We start from the raw sequence: 16,721 nt of genomic DNA on the forward strand, positions 1-16,721 counted from the left end.
TCACCGCTGCCGATCAGATGACCGAAGCACCTCCGCAACCCTCTTCAACAATCAACTCATTGATATTCAAGGAATTTTTCGTTCCGATGTCGCTGGAAGTGGGGCGCATTATAAGGGGATCTGAGAGGGCGTCAACCGTTAATTTCATAAAAATCAAAAAGATCGCGTCAGGAGCCCTGGTACCTATATAAGCAGCCCCAAAACAAAAGCAGGGAGGCCTATCGGCCTCCCCGCCCCTTCCTATATAGGTAGCGCGTCACAGCACCCCGGCAGCCCGAAGTCGCTGCACTGCTGCCTCATCCAACCCCAGCACATCGCCAAGCACCGCCTCGGTATGCTCCCCCAGCAACGGCGGCGCCTGCCGATACTCCACCGGCGTCTCCGACAACCGGATCGGGCTGGCTACCTGCGGCACGCTCCCCGCCAACGGATGAGGAACATTCACTGCCAGCCCACGGGCCAGCACCTGCGGGTCCTGGAACATCTGCGCCAGGTCGTTGATCGGCCCGCACGGCACGCCTGCCTTCTCCAGTTCGCTCACCCACTCGGCCGTGGTCTTGAACACCGTGGCCTGGCGAATCAGCGGAATCAGCTCGGCGCGATTGGCCACCCGCTGTTTATTGGTGGCAAAGCGCGGGTCATCCGCCCAGTGCGCCTGCCCGGCCACTTCCGCGAACTTGCGGAACTGCCCGTCGTTACCCACGGTAAGAATGAAGTTGCCATCGGCCGTCGGGAAATCCTGGTACGGCACGATGTTCGGGTGCGCATTGCCCAGCCGACGAGGCGCGGTTCCGGTAGTGAGATAGTTCATTGCCTGGTTGGCCAGGCAGGCCACCTGGACATCCAGCAACGCCATGTCGATGTGCTGGCCGATACCGGCCTGGTCACGGTGCGCCAGGGCCGCCAGGATCGCCACCGTGGAATACAGCCCGGTGAGGATGTCGGTCAGCGCCACCCCGACCTTCATCGGCCCGGCACCCTCCTCCCCCTCCGGGCGGCCGGTCAGGCTCATCAGCCCACCCAGCCCCTGGATCATGAAGTCGTAGCCGGCACGCTTGGCATACGGCCCGGTCTGGCCGAAGCCGGTGATCGAGCAGTAGATGAGCTTCGGGTTGACCGCCTTCAGGCTTTGATAATCCAGCCCATAGGCCGCCAACCCGCCTACCTTGAAGTTCTCGATGACGATATCCGACTTCGCCGCCAGCTCACGCACCAGGCGCTGGCCTTCCGGCTGGGTGAAGTCGATGGTCACCGAGCGCTTGTTGCGGTTGGCCGACAGGTAGTAGGCCGCCTCGCTGGTGTTCTCGCCCTGAACATCGCGCAGGAAAGGCGGCCCCCAGGAGCGGGTGTCGTCACCCGCCCCCGGACGTTCGACCTTGATCACATCGGCGCCAAGGTCAGCCAGGATCTGGCCGGACCAGGGGCCGGCCAGCACTCGGGAAAGATCCAGCACCCGTAGATGGGAAAGCGCGCCCATGGCCTGGTCCTCTATTAATAGAACGCCTGGATGCCGGTCTGCGCACGCCCGAGGATCAGCGCGTGCACGTCATGGGTCCCTTCGTAGGTGTTGACCACCTCGAGGTTGACCAGGTGGCGGGCCACGCCGAACTCGTCGGAGATGCCATTGCCGCCCAGCATGTCGCGGGCCAGGCGGGCGATATCCAGGGCCTTGCCGCAGGAGTTGCGCTTCATGATCGAGGTGATCTCGACCGCCGCGGTGCCTTCGTCCTTCATCCGCCCCAGGCGCAGGCAACCTTGCAAGGCCAGGGTGATCTCGGTCTGCATGTCGGCCAGCTTCTTCTGGATCAGCTGGTTGGCAGCCAGCGGGCGGCCGAACTGCTGGCGGTCCAGGGTGTACTGGCGCGCGGTGTGCCAGCAGGCCTCGGCGGCGCCCAGGGCGCCCCAGGAGATGCCATAGCGAGCCGAGTTCAGGCAGGTGAACGGACCTTTGAGGCCACGCACGTCCGGGAAGATGTTCTCTTCCGGCACGAATACGTTGTCCATGACGATCTCGCCGGTGATCGAGGCGCGCAGGCCGACCTTGCCATGGATAGCCGGAGCGCTGAGGCCGTCCCAGCCTTTCTCCAGCACGAAGCCGCGGATATCGCCGGCATCGTCCTTGGCCCAGACCACGAACACATCGGCGATCGGGCTGTTGGTGATCCACATCTTGCTGCCGGTCAGGCGATAGCCACCGTCGACCTTGCGGGCGCGGGTGATCATCGAGCCCGGGTCGGAACCATGGTTGGGCTCGGTCAGGCCGAAGCAGCCGATCCACTCGCCACTGGCCAGCTTCGGCAGGTACTTCTGCTTCTGCGCCTCGGTACCGAACTCGTTGATCGGCACCATGACCAGCGACGACTGCACGCTCATCATCGAGCGGTAGCCGGAGTCGATGCGCTCCACCTCGCGGGCGATCAGGCCGTAGCACACGTAGTTCAGGCCGCTGCCGCCGTACTGCTCGGGGATGGTCGCGCCGAGCAGGCCGACTTCGCCCATCTCGCGGAAGATCGCCGGGTCTGTCTGCTCATGGCGGAACGCTTCCAGCACGCGGGGTGCCAGCTTGTCCTGGGCGAACTGATAGGCGCTGTCGCGAACCATGCGCTCTTCTTCAGTGAGCTGCTGATCCAGCAGCAGCGGGTCGATCCAGTTGAAGCTTGCCTTGCCAGCCATGTGCGGATTCCTCGAAAGATGGGAACGAATTGTTGTGCTGGATTGATCCTAGGCCTGATCGGCCTGCGGGACAAACGAGGATTGCGCACGGTTTAGTGATATTTTCTCACTTCGTAATCATCGAAATGCCCTGTTCAACGCCCTACAAGTGAGGTTGACGTACATGCGCCGCAAGATCCCCAGCACCACCGCCCTGGTCTGCTTCGAGGCGGCCGCGCGCCACGAGAGCTTCACCAAGGCCGCCCAGGAGCTGGCCCTGACCCAGGGCGCCGTCTGTCGGCAGATCGGTGGCCTGGAGGCCTTCCTCAATGTCGAACTGTTTCGCCGCTCGCGCCGGGGCGTGAAACTGACCGAAGCCGGGCTCTCCTACAGCCGCCAGGTGGCCACGCAGCTGGATGCGGTGGAGCGCGACACGCTTTCGGTGATGCGCCAGCAGGGCGCCAATGTGATCGAACTGGCGGTGGTGCCGACCTTCGGCACGCAATGGCTGCTGCCGCGCCTGAAGGACTTCCAGCAGCGCCACCCCGAGGTCACGGTCAACCTGACCAACCGCACCCGCCCCTTCCTGTTCGCCGACACGCCCTTCGACGCCGCCATCTACTTCGGCGACGCCGACTGGTCCGGCACCCAGTCCCACCGCCTGATGGGCGAGAACCCCGTGCCGGTGTGCAGCCCCGCGCTGCTGGAAGGGCAAGCCAGCCTCGACGCCCGGCGCATCGCCGAGTTGCCCCTGCTGCAGCAGACCACGCGCCCCTATGCCTGGCGGCAGTGGTTCGACGGCCAGGGCCTGAGCGTCGAACGCGACATGACCGGCCCGCGCTACGAACTGTTCTCCATGCTGGCCCAGGCCGCCATGCACGACATGGGCATCGCGCTGATCCCACCCTTCCTGATCCAGCGCGAGTTGCAAGAAGGCCGACTGCTGGTCGCTAACAGGCATGCCCTCTCCAGCGACAAGGCCTACCATCTGATGATCCCCGAGCGAAAGGTGGAATCCGCTTCGCTGCGGGCGTTTCGCGACTGGCTGGTGGTGCAGGCACAGCAGTACACCGCCGCCAACTGAAGGCAAAAACCAAATAACTGACTCCGTAGTCAATTATTTTTAACACCTACAGATATATGGATTTGTCGCAAATTCGTAATCTGTTCCGTATACCGGAAAAACCGTAGCAACCCTAATAACTGCGCGGGTTTGCGGCTTATTTTGCGACATTCACAACGCCGCGAACGAAAACGACCTAAATTTTTTCATTTTTTCCCCTAAGCTGCGAATAGCGCGTACTTGACGGGCTGGCTCGGAATCGTTGCGACATACGGTCACAGGGTGACTTGTAGTTTTAAGTTCGTTTCGCTTCAGAACCTGTTGAAGGCCCCTGGGTTCGTCTGCAAAATGCCTCTCCCGCCTCGAACCAGGTGGAGTCGTGCTCTACGGCCACCCAGCCGCACCACCCGAAGTGCGCTGGTTTCCATAAAGACAATAAAGGTCACCGCAGGAGACATAGTCGTGCACATTGGTGTTCCTCTCGAGACGCAGACGGGTGAGACAAGGGTCGCCGCGACCCCGGAAACCATCAAGAAACTGGTAGGCCAGGGCCATCAGGTCACCGTGCAACGGGGAGCAGGGCTCAACGCCAGCATTCCGGACAGTGCCTATGAAGCCGTGGGCGCCACCCTGGGCGAAGCCACTGACGCCTTTGGCGCGCAGCTGGTGCTCAAGGTGGTCGCGCCCAATGACCAGGAACTGGCGCTGATCAATAGCGGCAGCCTGCTGGCGGGCATGCTCAACCCCTTCAACAACGAACTGATCGGCAAAATGGCCGAACGCGGCATCACCGCCTTCGCCCTGGAAGCCGCACCACGCACCTCGCGGGCCCAGAGCCTCGACGTGCTGTCGTCCCAGGCCAACATCGCCGGCTACAAGGCCGTGCTGCTGGCGGCCCACCACTACCCACGCTTCATGCCCATGCTGATGACCGCCGCAGGCACGGTGAAAGCCGCCCGCGTGCTGATCCTCGGCGCCGGCGTCGCCGGCCTGCAGGCCATCGCCACGGCCAAGCGCCTGGGGGCGGTGATCGAAGCGTCGGACGTGCGCCCGGCGGTGAAGGAGCAGATCGAGTCGCTGGGGGCCAAGTTCATCGACGTGCCCTACGAGACCGATGAAGAACGCGAATGCGCCGAAGGCGTCGGCGGCTATGCCCGACCTATGCCGGCCAGCTGGATGCAGCGCCAGGCCCAGGCCGTGCACGAACGCGCCAAGCAGGCCGATATCGTCATCACCACCGCGCTGATTCCCGGGCGCAAGGCGCCAACCCTGCTCAGCGCCGAGACCGTGGCACAGATGAAACCCGGCTCGGTGGTCATCGACCTCGCCGCGGCCCAGGGCGGCAACTGCCCGCTGACCGTGGCCGATCAGGTCGTCATGCACAACGGCGTAACCATTGTCGGCCCGACCAACCTGCCGGCCCAGGTCGGCGCCGATGCCTCGGCGCTGTACGCGCGCAACCTGCTGGACTTCATGAAGCTGCTGTTCGACAAGGACGGCAACCTGGTCATCAACCTCGAAGACGACATCGTCGCCGCGTGCCTGATGTGCCGCGACGGCCAGGTCGTGCGCAAGAACGGCTGAGGAGCACGACAATGGAAGACATGCTGATTTCCCACGGCATCTACAACCTGATCATCTTCGTGCTGGCCATCTACGTGGGCTACCACGTGGTATGGAACGTCACCCCGGCCCTGCACACGCCGCTGATGGCGGTCACCAACGCCATTTCCGCGATCGTCATCGTCGGCGCCATGCTGGCCGCGGCGCTGACCGTCACCCCGGCCGGCAAGGTCATGGGCACACTGGCCGTGGCGCTGGCCGCGGTCAACGTGTTCGGTGGCTTCCTGGTCACCCGCCGCATGCTGGAAATGTTCAAGAAGAAAACCAAGAACGAGGGGCAGAAGTAAGCATGAGCATGAATCTGGTAACGCTTCTGTACCTGGTCGCCTCGATCTGCTTCATCCAGGCGCTCAAGGGCCTCTCGCACCCGACCACCTCACGCCGCGGCAACCTGTTCGGCATGATCGGCATGGGTATCGCCATCCTCACCACCGTCGGCCTGATCTACAAGCTTGGCGCGGAGCTGGCGACTGCCGGTATCGGCTACGTCATCGTCGGCCTGCTGGTCGGCGGCAGCGCCGGCTCGATCATGGCCAAGCGTGTCGAGATGACCAAGATGCCCGAGCTGGTCGCCTTCATGCACAGCATGATCGGCCTGGCCGCGGTGTTCATCGCCATCGCCGCCGTGCTCGAGCCGCAATCGCTGGGCATCGTCGCCAGCATCAGCGACCCGATCCCCACTGGCAACCGCCTGGAGCTGTTCCTCGGCGCGGCCATCGGTGCGATCACCTTCTCGGGCTCGGTGATCGCCTTCGGCAAGCTGTCGGGCAAGTACAAGTTCCGCCTGTTCCAGGGCGCACCGGTACAGTTCGCCGGCCAGCACAAGCTGAACCTGATCCTGGGCCTGGCGACCATCGCCCTGGGACTGCTGTTCACCTTCACCGGCCACTACAGCGCCTTCACCCTGATGCTGGCCCTGGCCTTCGTCATGGGCGTGCTGATCATCATCCCGATCGGCGGCGCCGACATGCCGGTGGTGGTGTCGATGCTCAACAGCTACTCGGGCTGGGCGGCGGCGGGTATCGGCTTCTCGCTGAACAACTCGATGCTGATCATCGCCGGTTCCCTGGTGGGCTCCAGCGGTGCGATCCTCTCGTACATCATGTGCAAGGCGATGAACCGTTCGTTCTTCAACGTCATCCTCGGCGGCTTCGGCGGCGATACCGATGTCGGCGCCGCGCCGGGTTCAAAGGAGCAGCGTCCGGTGAAGTCCGGCTCGGCCGACGACGCCACCTTCCTGCTGAGCAACGCCGACAGCGTGATCATCGTCCCCGGCTACGGCCTGGCGGTGGCCCGCGCCCAGCACGCGCTCAAGGAACTGACCGAGAAGCTGAGCCACAACGGCGTGACCGTGAAGTACGCGATCCACCCGGTGGCGGGGCGCATGCCCGGGCACATGAACGTGCTGCTGGCCGAGGCCGAGGTGCCCTACGACCAGGTGTTCGAGATGGAGGACATCAACGCCGAGTTCGGCCAGGCCGACGTGGTGCTGGTGCTGGGCGCCAACGACGTGGTCAACCCGGCGGCGAAGAACGATCCGAAGTCGCCGATCGCCGGCATGCCGATCCTCGAGGCCTTCAAGGCCAAGACCATCATCGTCAACAAGCGCTCCATGGCCAGCGGCTACGCGGGCCTGGACAACGAACTGTTCTACCTGGACAAGACCATGATGGTGTTCGGAGACGCCAAGAAAGTCATCGAGGACATGGTCAAGGCCGTGGACTGACCTGGTCTTACCCATATAGAAGCGCATAAGGCCCCTGGGGAGATATTCCCAGGGGCCTTTTCATTTGCTTGATCCAGATCAACGGCTCTACTTCCGGCCTTCGCCTACGACCATGGTCGCGGGACGGTTTCTGGCTAAATCTCTAGACTGCGCTTCCAGTAGCTTCAGTAGCCTGAGATAACAATCCATGTACCGTGATCGTATCCGCTTGTCCTCCCTGCACAGCAAGGTTATGAGTGCGGCTGACGCCGCTGGCCTGATCCAGGACGGCATGACCGTCGGCATGAGCGGTTTCACCCGCGCCGGCGAAGCCAAGGCCGTGCCCCACGCACTGGCCGAGCGTGCAAAACAGTCGCCGCTGAAGATCAGCCTGATGACCGGCGCCAGCCTGGGCAACGACCTGGACAAGCAACTGACCGAGGCCGGCGTGCTGGCCCGGCGCATGCCGTTCCAGGTCGACAGCACCCTGCGCAAGGCCATCAACGACGGCAAGGTGATGTTCATCGACCAGCACCTGTCGGAAACCGTCGAGCAACTGCGCAACAAACAGCTCACCCTGCCGGACATCGCGGTCATCGAGGCGGTGGCGATCACCGAGCAAGGCCATATCGTGCCGACCACCTCCGTCGGCAACTCGGCCAGCTTCGCGATCTTCGCCAAGCAGGTCATCGTCGAGATCAACCTGTCGCACCACGCCAACCTCGAAGGCCTGCACGACATCTATATCCCGACCTACCGCCCGACCCGCACGCCGATCCCGCTGGTGAAGGTCGACGACCGCATCGGCAGCACCGCGATCCCGATCGATCCGGCCAAGATCGTCGGCATCGTCATCAGCGACCAGCCGGACTCGCCGTCCACCGTGCTGCCGCCTGACCACGAGACCCAGGGCATCGCCGATCACCTGATCGCCTTCCTCAAGGGCGAGGTGGACGCTGGGCGCATGAGCAACAACCTCGGCCCACTGCAGGCCGGCATCGGCAGCATCGCCAACGCGGTGATGTGCGGCCTGATCGAGTCGCCGTTCGAAAACCTGACCATGTACTCCGAAGTGCTGCAGGACTCGACCTTCGACCTGATCGACGCCGGCAAGCTGAGCTTCGCCTCGGGCAGCTCGATCACCCTGTCGAGCCGCCGCAACGCCGACGTGTTCGGCAACCTGGAGCGCTACAAGGACAAGCTGGTGCTGCGTCCGCAGGAGATCTCCAACCACCCTGAAGTGGTGCGTCGCTTAGGCATCATCGGCATCAACACGGCGCTGGAGTTCGACATCTACGGCAACGTCAACTCCACCCACGTCTGCGGCACGAAGATGATGAATGGCATCGGTGGCTCGGGCGACTTCGCCCGCAACGCACACCTGGCGATCTTCGTCACCAAGTCGATCGCCAAGGGCGGCGCGATTTCCAGCGTGGTGCCGATGGTCAGCCACGTCGACCACACCGAGCACGACGTGGACATCCTGGTGACCGAGGTGGGCCTGGCCGACCTGCGTGGCCTGGCGCCGCGCGAACGCGCCCGGGTGATCATCGACAACTGCGTGCACCCGGACTACCGTGCCGCGCTGAACGATTACTTCGAGCGCGCCTGCCAGCGTGGCGGGCATACCCCGCATATCCTGCGGGAAGCCTTGAGCTGGCATGAGAACCTGGAAGAGACCGGGCGGATGTTGGTCGGTTGATCATCTTTACGGCTTGAAATTGCCGGGGGCGCTTTGCGCCCTTTCGCGGCACAAGGCCGCTCCTACAGAAGACCGCGATCCCCTGTAGGAGCGGCCTTGTGCCGCGAAAAGGCTGCATGAGATCTATAAGGTCTGCACCAGACCCGGACTCGGCACCTGCAACAGGTACTCGATCAACGCCTCCACCGGCAACGGCCGGCTCACCAGGAACCCCTGCACCTGGTCGCAACCAAACGCCCGCAGCAGCGCCAGCTGCTCCTCGCTTTCAACCCCTTCGGCCACCACCTCCAGGTTGAGGTTGTGCGCCAGGTTGATCATCGCGTGCACCAGCTTGGCGTTCTCTTCGCGCTGCTCCATGCCGCCGACGAAGCTGCGATCAACCTTGAGCAGGGTGATCGGCAGGCTGTTCAGGTGCACGAACGACGAGAAGCCTGTCCCGAAATCGTCCAGCGAGAAACGCACCCCCAGGCGCCCCAGGGCGTCCATGGTCTGGCGCACCAGCTCGTTGCGCCGCATCACGGCGGTCTCGGTCAGCTCGAACTCCAGCCAGCGGGCATCGACGCCGTGCTCGACGATCAGCCGGCTGAGGGTGGCCAGCAACTGGCTGTCCTGGAACTGGCGGAAGCTCAGGTTCACCGCCATGTGCAGCGGCGCCAGGCCGCGCTCGCGCAGGGCCTGCATGTCACTCAACGCCCGGGAGATCACCCAGTAGCCCAGCGGCACGATCAGCCCGCTCTGCTCGGCCAACGGCACAAACTCGCTGGGCGCCAGCAGGCCACGCTCGGGATGGTTCCAGCGCACCAACGCCTCGAGCCCGACGATGCGGCCGTCGGCGAGGTTGAGCCGCGGCTGGTAGTGCAGTTCCAGTTCGTCGCGGCGCAGGGCGCGACGCAGCTCGCTTTCGAGATCGGCCAGGCTGCGGGCGTTGCGGTTGATGCGCTCGTTGAACACATGGAAGGTGCAGCCCTGGCTGCTCTTGGCCTGGCGCATGGCGATGTGCGCGTGCCACATCAGCGGGTCGGCACCGGCCTGGGCGCGGGCATGGGCGATCCCCAGGCTGCAGCCGAGCAGCAGGCTCTCGCCGTCGATCCAGTAGGGCTCGGTCAGCGCCTCGGTGATGCGCTCGGCCATCCACTCGGCGCGGTTGGGGTCGCGCCGGGTGTCGATCAACAGGGCGAACTCGTCGCTGCCCAGGCGCGCCAGTTGATCGCTCGCCTCCAGTTGGTGCTTGAGCCGGGCGACCACCTGCAGGATCAGGCGGTCGCCCCCCTGGTGGCCGAGGGCATCGTTGACGTGGCGGAAGTTGTCCAGGTCGAGGTGGCCGAGGGCCAGGCCGCGGCCTTCATTCTCGGCCAGGCGCGCGGTCAGCAGGGCCTGGAAGCCCTGGCGATTGGCGATGCCGGTCAGCGGGTCCTGTTCGGCCAGGCGCTGCAGGGTGGCCACCAGCACGCCGCGCTCGCGCACATGGCGCAGGGAGCGACGCAGGGTGTCGGTGGTCAACTGCGCCAGTACCAGCCAGTCGCTGGCGCCCAGCGGCGCGGTGGCGGGCTCCTGCTCCAGCAGCAGGATGGTCGGCAGCTCGCAACGCCCCGGCGCCGGCTGCAGCTCGGGCGTGGCCAGCACCACGGCCTGGCGGTCGTTGGCGAACAGGCTGTCCACCGCTGCCCAGTTCGGCGCGGTCAGCAGCACGACGCTGCCGCCCATCGGCTGCAGGCACTCGCGCAGATGCACGGCCCATTCCGACTCATCAGCCAACAGCAGCAAACGCAGGGGTTCGACAGGCGTGGACAAGCGGGCTCCTTAGACGTGGGCGGTGGAACGGCGAGCGCGGGCAATCCTACCCGATTAATTGGAAATGATTTTCACTTTTAGTCATTGCCCATCCCTGGCCACCATCCCGACGCAATCTGACGTGCATCCTGCGCGAAAGTAGCAGATGCGGCAAATCCGATTCGCGCCCTGCATCACAACGTCAGACGGTCGCGCATTAACAGCCCCATGCCTGCTAGAATGCGCGGCTATTTTCTGGTTACCCCCGGTTTCTAGCATGTCCCGACTCAATCCCCGGCAACAGGAAGCCCGAGACTACGTCGGCGGCCCTCTTTTGGTGCTCGCCGGTGCAGGCTCCGGCAAGACCAGCGTGATCACGCGCAAGATTGCCCACCTGATCCAGAACTGCGGCATCCGCGCCCAGTACATCGTGGCGATGACCTTCACCAACAAGGCCGCGCGCGAGATGAAGGAGCGGGTCGGCACCCTGCTGCGCCCGGGGGAAGGCCGGGGCCTGACGGTGTGCACCTTCCACAACCTGGGCCTGAACATCATCCGCAGGGAGCACGAGCGCCTGGGCTACAAACCGGGCTTCTCGATCTTCGACGAGTCCGACATCAAGGCGTTGCTGTCGGACATCATGCAGAAGGAATACTCCGGCGACGACGGCATCGACGAGATCAAGAACATGATCGGTGCCTGGAAGAACGACCTGATCCTGCCGCCCGAGGCCCTGGAAAAGGCGCGCAACCCGCGCGAGCAGACCGCGGCCATCGTCTACACCCACTACCAGCGCACGCTCAAGGCGTTCAACGCGGTGGACTTCGACGACCTGATCCTGCAACCGGTCAAGCTGTTCCAGGAGCACCCCGACGTGCTCGAACGCTGGCAGAACCGCGTGCGCTACCTGCTGGTGGACGAATACCAGGACACCAACGCCAGCCAGTACCTGCTGGTGAAGATGCTGATCGGCATGCGCAACCAGTTCACCGTGGTCGGCGACGATGACCAGTCGATCTACGCCTGGCGCGGCGCCCGCCCCGAGAACCTGATGCTGCTCAAGGAGGACTACCCCTCCCTGAAGATCGTCATGCTCGAGCAGAACTACCGCTCCACCAGCCGCATCCTGCGCTGCGCCAACGTGCTGATCGCCAACAACCCCCACGCCTTCGAGAAGGAGCTGTGGAGCGAGATGGGCGTCGGTGACGAGATCCGCGTGATCCGCTGCAAGAACGAGGAAGCCGAGGCCGAGCGCGTGGCCATGGAAATCCTCACCCTGCACCTGCGTACCAACCGTCCGTACAGCGACTTCGCCATCCTCTACCGGGGCAACTACCAGGCCAAACTGATCGAACTGAAGTTGCAGCACCACCAGGTGCCGTACCGCCTGTCCGGCGGCAACAGCTTCTTCGGCCGCCAGGAGGTCAAGGACCTGATGGCCTACCTGCGCCTGCTGGTCAACCCGGACGACGACAACGCCTACCTGCGGGTGATCAACGTGCCGCGCCGCGAGATCGGCTCGACCACCCTGGAAAAGCTCGGCAACTATTCCACCGAGCGCGGCATCTCGATGTACGCCGCCAGCGAGGAGCTGGGCTTGGGCGAGCACCTGGACGCCCGCTACACCGAGCGCCTGCAGCGCTTCAAGCACTGGCTTGACGGGGTGCGCCACAAGGTCGCCCTGGAAGACCCGATCGCCGCGCTGCACGAGATGATCCGCGACATCGACTACGAAAACTGGATCCGCCAGCAGACCGCCAGCGACAAGGCTGCGGAGTTCCGTATCAGCAACGTCTGGTTCCTGGTCGAAGCGCTGAAGAACACTCTCGAGAAGGATGAAGAGGGTGACATGACCATCGAGGACGCCATCGGCAAGCTGGTGCTGCGCGACATGCTCGAGCGCCAGCAGGAAGAGGAAGAAAACGCCGAGGGCGTGCAGATGATGACCCTGCACGCCTCCAAGGGCCTGGAGTTCCCCTACGTGTTCATCATGGGCATGGAGGAGGAGATCCTCCCCCACCGCTCGAGCATCGAGGCCGACACCATCGAAGAGGAACGCCGCCTGGCCTACGTGGGCATCACCCGTGCGCGCCAGACCCTGGCCTTCACCTTCGCCGCCAAGCGCAAGCAGTACGGCGAGATCATCGACTGCACCCCGAGCCGGTTCCTCGACGAACTGCCGCCGGACGACCTGGCCTGGGAAGGCCTGGACGATGCGCCCGTGGAAGTGAAAGCCGCGCGCGGCAACAACGCCCTGGCCGATATCCGGGCAATGCTCAAACGCTGATCAACCATTACTCTTTAACATTGCCGCTTCTTGCGGCCACCTTTGTTACATCGGAGACACACAGTGGAAGCACTGCAGCAGAAGATTCGCGAAGAAGGCATCGTGCTTTCCGACCAGGTACTCAAAGTCGATGCGTTTCTCAACCACCAGATCGACCCTGCGCTGATGCAGCTGATCGGTGACGAGTTCGCCCGCCTGTTCGCCGATTCGGGCGTGACCAAGATCGTCACCATCGAAGCCTCGGGCATTGCCCCGGCGGTGATGACCGGCCTGAAGCTCGGCGTACCGGTGATCTTCGCCCGCAAGCACCAGTCGCTGACCCTGACCGAGAACCTGCTGACTGCCTCGGTGTACTCCTTCACCAAGCAGACCGAGAACACCGTGGCCATCTCGCCACGCCATCTCAACAGCAGCGACCGCGTGCTGGTGATCGACGACTTCCTGGCCAACGGCAAGGCGTCCCAGGCACTGATCTCGATCATCAAGCAGGCCGGCGCTACCGTGGCGGGCCTGGGTATCGTCATCGAGAAGTCGTTCCAGGGCGGCCGTGCCGAACTGGACAGCCAGGGTTACCGCGTCGAGTCGCTGGCCCGGGTCAAGTCGCTGGAAGGTGGTGTGGTCACCTTCATCGAGTAAAGCCTTGCGCATACCCTGTAGGAGCGGCCTTGTGTCGCGAAAGGGGCGCGTAGCGGCCCCAGGACTTCAGCGTTCATGCACAGATCGCCGGGGCCGCTTTGCGGCCCTTTCGCGGCACAAGGCCGCTCCTACAGGGGGCCAGTCGCCTGTAACCCCGCCAGCAGCAACCGCTGATACAGCTCCTCCTTCAAGCCCTGCGGGTCATCCAGCTTCATCCGCGCCAACTGTGCCCCATACCCCTCGGGCCCTGGCGCATCCAACGCCGCCTTGCCCAGCTCCAATACCTCGCTCAGCTTGAACTTGCTCTTCAACCAGTTCAGCGCCCGCAACAGATCCCGCTCCTCTGCCGTGAAATCAGTCCCCAGCGGATACTCCGGGAACAACCGCGCATGCCGTGCCCGAATGGCCTCGAGCCGCTCAGGCGTGTTGTCCATGAACCGCGCATCCAGCTCGAAGTCCTTGGCCAGCTTGCCCGCCGCCTTGGCCTGCTCCATCAGCTCGTGCTGAAAACGTGAATCACTGATCGCCAGCAATCGCGCAATCACTTCGCTGTCGGTCTGCCCACGCAGGTCAGCGATGCCGTACTCGGTGATCACGATGTCCCGAAGGTGCCGGGGGATGGTGCAATGGCCGTAGGTCCAGTAAAGGTTCGAGGTCACTTCGCCACCGGCCTCGCGCCAGCTGCGCAGCAACAGGATCGAGCGACCGCCCTCCAGCGCATGTCCCTGGGCGACGAAGTTGTACTGCCCGCCCACGCCGCTGAGCACCCGGCCATCCTCGAGCTGGTCGGCAATCCCCGCACCCAGCAGGGTCATGCCGAATACTGTGTTGATGAAGCGCGCATCCCGGCGCTGGCGACGCTTGCGCTCCTCCTGGCCGTAAAGCTCGTTGATGAAGCTGATGGCGCTCATGGCGAACCGTGCGCGCTGCTCCAACGGCATCTCGCGCAGGCGCTGGTAGAACGCCCGTGGCCCGAGGAAGAACCCGCCATGGATCAGCACCCCCTGCTCGTCGGCAGGGCGGCGCACCACCCCGGCGTCAGCCAATGCCAGCAGGCCATTGACGAACATCTCGCTGCAGCCGTACAGCCCCTGGGCGAAGGTATCCAAGCCCCCTTCCCGCTCGATCAGCGCCTGCCATGGGCCGATGTCCAGCTCATCGAGCAGCGCACGATAGCCCTGGTTGTCGCCCTGGCGAGCCAGCAACGCCGCCGTGATCGCATCACCCATGGCACCGATGCCGATCTGCAGGGTGCCGCCGTCGCGTACCAGGGCGCTGGCATGCAGGCCGATGCAATGGTCCTGGGTGTTCACCGGCATGTTCGGCGTGGAGAACAGCCGACGTCGCTCGGGCTGGTCGATCAGCAGGTCGAACTGCGTCAGGTCCAGCTCCGCGTCCCCGGGCATGTAGGGCAGTTCGTCGTGGACCTGGCCGAGCACCAGAATGGTCTCACCAGCGGCGCGGCGCCGGGCGATCATCGGCAACAGGTCGAGGGTGATGTCGGGATTGCAGGCCAGGCTCAGGTGGTCGGGCCTTTCAGGCGTGGCCGCCACCAGTTGCGCGACCAGGTTCAGGCCCTTGGCGTTGATGTCGCGGGCCGCGTGGCTGTAGTTGCTGCTGACATAGTCCTGCTGCGCCGCCTCGCTGTGCAGCAGGCTGCCAGGCTGCATGAAGAACTGCTCGACACGGATGTTTGGCGGGAGTCGGTCGGCACGCAGGTCGGCCAGGTAGGTGAGCTCTTCGTAGTCGGCGAACACACGCTCGACGAAGGGTTCGAGGAAACGACGTTGCAGACCGTCGCCCAGCGCGGGCCGGCCGAGGGAAAGGGCGGTGTAGATCGTCAGCCGACGCTCGGGGAGATCGCGAACCCGCGCGTACAACGCGTTGACGAAGGCATTGGGTTTGCCCAGGCCGAGCGGCAGGCCCATGTGGATATGGGCGGGCAGGCTACTCAGGACCTTGTCCACTGCCTGGTCGATGGGACAGCACTGCATCAGGGCCTCCTCGGACATCCATGGGTTCAAGGTTGGACATGAACCTTAGCCCATTGGTTGCCCGCAAGAGGCCGATGCAGTCAACACAAAATCAAAAGCCCGCCATCAGAGGCGGGCTTTGCATAAGTCAGGTCAGGCTCAAAGCCCCGACATCTTCTTGATCGCACCCTTCAGGTCTTCATCCGAGCAATCGGCGCAGGTGCCCTTCGGCGGCATGGCGTTGATCCCGGTGATGGCCTTGGCCAGGATGCCATCAAGGCCGCCCTGGTGATCGGCACGCTCTTTCCACGCTGCGGTGTCGCCGATCTTCGGCGCGTTCAGCAGGCCAGTGCCATGGCAGGCGTTGCAGTGCTTGGCGATGATCTCGTCCGGTGTCTTGGCACCGCCACCGCCGGCAGTGGCGGCCACTTCCATGCCCTTGCATTCCTGGCCCTGGACGCAAACCTGGCCAACCGGCTCGAGGCGCTTGGCGATGTCGTCGTTGGTTGCAGCGGTTGCGCTCATTGCCCAAAGGGCGAATACGGCTGCTGGTACGGCCAGCATCTTCTTGATTTGGTTCACGCGAACACCCTCATGGTGGCTAATCACGCCCGCGGCCACGGAATTGCGAGCGTTGAAAAGTATAGCGGGAACCCGGAAGGCGTGAAACGACCACACTCAGGGAAAGGGTATTGGCGAATCAATGCACTGCGCTGGATCAAAAGTTCGACGGGGTCGCCGCACTGATCAGCCGCGCCGGCTCCTCGAACGGGTTGCGAAAGCGGTGCGGACGGGTGCTTTCGAAGTAGTAGCTGTCACCGGCTTCGAGAATGAAGATCTCGGTGCCGACCACCAGCTCCAGGCGCCCTTCGAGCAGGATGCCGGTCTCTTCGCCGTCGTGGGTGAGCATTTCCGCGCCGGTGTCGGCACCCGGCGGGTAGACCTCGGTGAGGAAGGCGATGGCCCGGTTGGGGTGCGACTTGCCGACCAGCTTCATGGTCACCGCACCATCGGAGATGTCGATCAGCTCGTGGGCCTTGTAGACGATCTGGGTCGGGCTCTCAGGCGCCAGCTCCACCGAGAAGAACTCGACCATGGACATGGGGATGCCGCTGAGCACCTTGCGCAGGGAGCTGATCGACGGGCTCACGCTGTTCTTCTCGATCATCGAGATGGTGCTGTTGGTCACCCCCGCGCGCTTGGCGAGTTCGCGCTGGGACAGGCCCTTGAGCTTGCGGATGGCTTGCAGTCGTTCACCGACGTCCAAAGCTGGAGCCTCCTGAATCGGTCGAGATGGGGGTAGTGTGAAC

General features: G+C 64.0%; 14 protein-coding genes. 8 read left to right on the forward strand and 6 right to left on the reverse strand.

Annotated features, from left to right (window positions below; genetic code table 11):
- Positions 1 to 191: hypothetical protein (locus V0R62_RS07115; RefSeq protein ID WP_330103273.1), on the forward strand; the 191-nt coding region annotated here is incomplete at its 5' end.
- A gap of 65 nt (positions 192 to 256) precedes the next feature.
- Here V0R62_RS07115 and V0R62_RS07120 read toward each other — a convergent pair.
- Both V0R62_RS07120 and V0R62_RS07125 read right to left on the reverse strand, forming a co-directional pair.
- The gene (locus V0R62_RS07120) at positions 257 to 1,477 is read right to left on the reverse strand and encodes a CaiB/BaiF CoA transferase family protein (RefSeq protein WP_330103274.1); all 1,221 of its coding nucleotides are present in this window, start codon (positions 1,475 to 1,477) and stop codon (positions 257 to 259) included.
- 14 nt (positions 1,478 to 1,491) lie between these two features.
- Positions 1,492 to 2,673, reverse strand: coding sequence for an acyl-CoA dehydrogenase (locus V0R62_RS07125; RefSeq protein ID WP_028689912.1), 1,182 nt, complete (start codon positions 2,671 to 2,673; stop codon positions 1,492 to 1,494).
- Positions 2,674 to 2,836: 163 nt separating this feature from the next.
- Between V0R62_RS07125 and V0R62_RS07130 the strand changes: the two genes are divergently transcribed.
- The 5 genes from V0R62_RS07130 to V0R62_RS07150 all read left to right on the forward strand — a co-directional run bounded on the left by V0R62_RS07130 (position 2,837) and on the right by V0R62_RS07150 (position 8,745).
- Complete coding sequence (locus tag V0R62_RS07130; RefSeq protein ID WP_330103275.1) at positions 2,837 to 3,736, forward strand: LysR family transcriptional regulator; 900 nt, start codon at positions 2,837 to 2,839, stop codon at positions 3,734 to 3,736.
- A 441-nt stretch (positions 3,737 to 4,177) separates the two neighbouring features.
- Positions 4,178 to 5,299, forward strand: coding sequence for a Re/Si-specific NAD(P)(+) transhydrogenase subunit alpha (locus V0R62_RS07135; protein ID WP_330103276.1), 1,122 nt, complete (start codon positions 4,178 to 4,180; stop codon positions 5,297 to 5,299).
- Positions 5,300 to 5,310: 11 nt separating this feature from the next.
- Positions 5,311 to 5,625, forward strand: coding sequence for an NAD(P) transhydrogenase subunit alpha (locus V0R62_RS07140; protein WP_023631272.1), 315 nt, complete (start codon positions 5,311 to 5,313; stop codon positions 5,623 to 5,625).
- 2 nt (positions 5,626 to 5,627) lie between these two features.
- A complete protein-coding gene (locus V0R62_RS07145; RefSeq protein ID WP_330103277.1) occupies positions 5,628 to 7,064 on the forward strand; it encodes an NAD(P)(+) transhydrogenase (Re/Si-specific) subunit beta in 1,437 nt (478 codons plus the stop codon).
- 187 nt (positions 7,065 to 7,251) lie between these two features.
- On the forward strand, positions 7,252 to 8,745 hold the full coding sequence (locus tag V0R62_RS07150) for an acetyl-CoA hydrolase/transferase family protein (protein ID WP_050707507.1): 1,494 nt from the start codon (positions 7,252 to 7,254) through the stop codon (positions 8,743 to 8,745).
- 123 nt (positions 8,746 to 8,868) lie between these two features.
- Here the strand turns inward: V0R62_RS07150 and V0R62_RS07155 are convergent, their stop codons facing one another.
- Positions 8,869 to 10,536, reverse strand: a complete 1,668-nt coding sequence (locus V0R62_RS07155; RefSeq protein ID WP_330103278.1) for a putative bifunctional diguanylate cyclase/phosphodiesterase — start codon at positions 10,534 to 10,536, stop codon at positions 8,869 to 8,871.
- A gap of 256 nt (positions 10,537 to 10,792) precedes the next feature.
- On the opposite strand from V0R62_RS07155, the gene rep reads away from it, so the two are divergent.
- Both rep and V0R62_RS07165 read left to right on the forward strand, forming a co-directional pair.
- Entirely contained in the window at positions 10,793 to 12,802 is a 2,010-nt protein-coding gene (gene rep, locus V0R62_RS07160) for a DNA helicase Rep (protein ID WP_186712312.1), read from the forward strand.
- 63 nt (positions 12,803 to 12,865) lie between these two features.
- The gene (locus tag V0R62_RS07165) at positions 12,866 to 13,438 is read left to right on the forward strand and encodes a xanthine phosphoribosyltransferase (protein WP_011536381.1); all 573 of its coding nucleotides are present in this window, start codon (positions 12,866 to 12,868) and stop codon (positions 13,436 to 13,438) included.
- Between the two features lie 128 nt (positions 13,439 to 13,566).
- Here the strand turns inward: V0R62_RS07165 and V0R62_RS07170 are convergent, their stop codons facing one another.
- The 3 genes from V0R62_RS07170 to V0R62_RS07180 form a co-directional block, all read right to left on the reverse strand.
- Positions 13,567 to 15,432 (reverse strand): acetyl-CoA hydrolase/transferase C-terminal domain-containing protein, encoded by a 1,866-nt coding sequence (locus tag V0R62_RS07170; RefSeq protein WP_330103279.1) that lies wholly within the window; start codon positions 15,430 to 15,432, stop codon positions 13,567 to 13,569.
- 138 nt (positions 15,433 to 15,570) lie between these two features.
- Entirely contained in the window at positions 15,571 to 15,975 is a 405-nt protein-coding gene (locus V0R62_RS07175; RefSeq protein WP_036985953.1) for a c-type cytochrome, read from the reverse strand.
- 154 nt (positions 15,976 to 16,129) lie between these two features.
- Positions 16,130 to 16,678, reverse strand: a complete 549-nt coding sequence (locus tag V0R62_RS07180; RefSeq protein WP_023629132.1) for a cupin domain-containing protein — start codon at positions 16,676 to 16,678, stop codon at positions 16,130 to 16,132.
- Positions 16,679 to 16,721: the final 43 nt, after the last annotated feature.

Origin of the sequence: Pseudomonas carassii (genome assembly GCF_036324045.1) — a bacterium.
In the GTDB taxonomy this organism is placed as follows: Bacteria; Pseudomonadota; Gammaproteobacteria; order Pseudomonadales; family Pseudomonadaceae; genus Aquipseudomonas; species Aquipseudomonas peradeniyensis.

Excerpts from the sequence above, each read along its gene's own strand:
- V0R62_RS07120 (WP_330103274.1), bottom strand. The coding sequence starts at position 1,477 with ATGGGCGCGCTTTCCCATCTACGGGTGCTGGATCTTTCCCGAGTGCTG.
- V0R62_RS07125 (WP_028689912.1), bottom strand. The coding sequence starts at position 2,673 with ATGGCTGGCAAGGCAAGCTTCAACTGGATCGACCCGCTGCTGCTGGAT.
- V0R62_RS07130 (WP_330103275.1), top strand. The coding sequence starts at position 2,837 with ATGCGCCGCAAGATCCCCAGCACCACCGCCCTGGTCTGCTTCGAGGCG.
- V0R62_RS07140 (WP_023631272.1), top strand. The coding sequence starts at position 5,311 with ATGGAAGACATGCTGATTTCCCACGGCATCTACAACCTGATCATCTTC.
- V0R62_RS07145 (WP_330103277.1), top strand. The coding sequence starts at position 5,628 with ATGAGCATGAATCTGGTAACGCTTCTGTACCTGGTCGCCTCGATCTGC.
- V0R62_RS07150 (WP_050707507.1), top strand. The coding sequence starts at position 7,252 with ATGTACCGTGATCGTATCCGCTTGTCCTCCCTGCACAGCAAGGTTATG.
- rep (WP_186712312.1), top strand. The coding sequence starts at position 10,793 with ATGTCCCGACTCAATCCCCGGCAACAGGAAGCCCGAGACTACGTCGGC.
- V0R62_RS07170 (WP_330103279.1), bottom strand. The coding sequence starts at position 15,432 with ATGCAGTGCTGTCCCATCGACCAGGCAGTGGACAAGGTCCTGAGTAGC.
- V0R62_RS07175 (WP_036985953.1), bottom strand. The coding sequence starts at position 15,975 with ATGCTGGCCGTACCAGCAGCCGTATTCGCCCTTTGGGCAATGAGCGCA.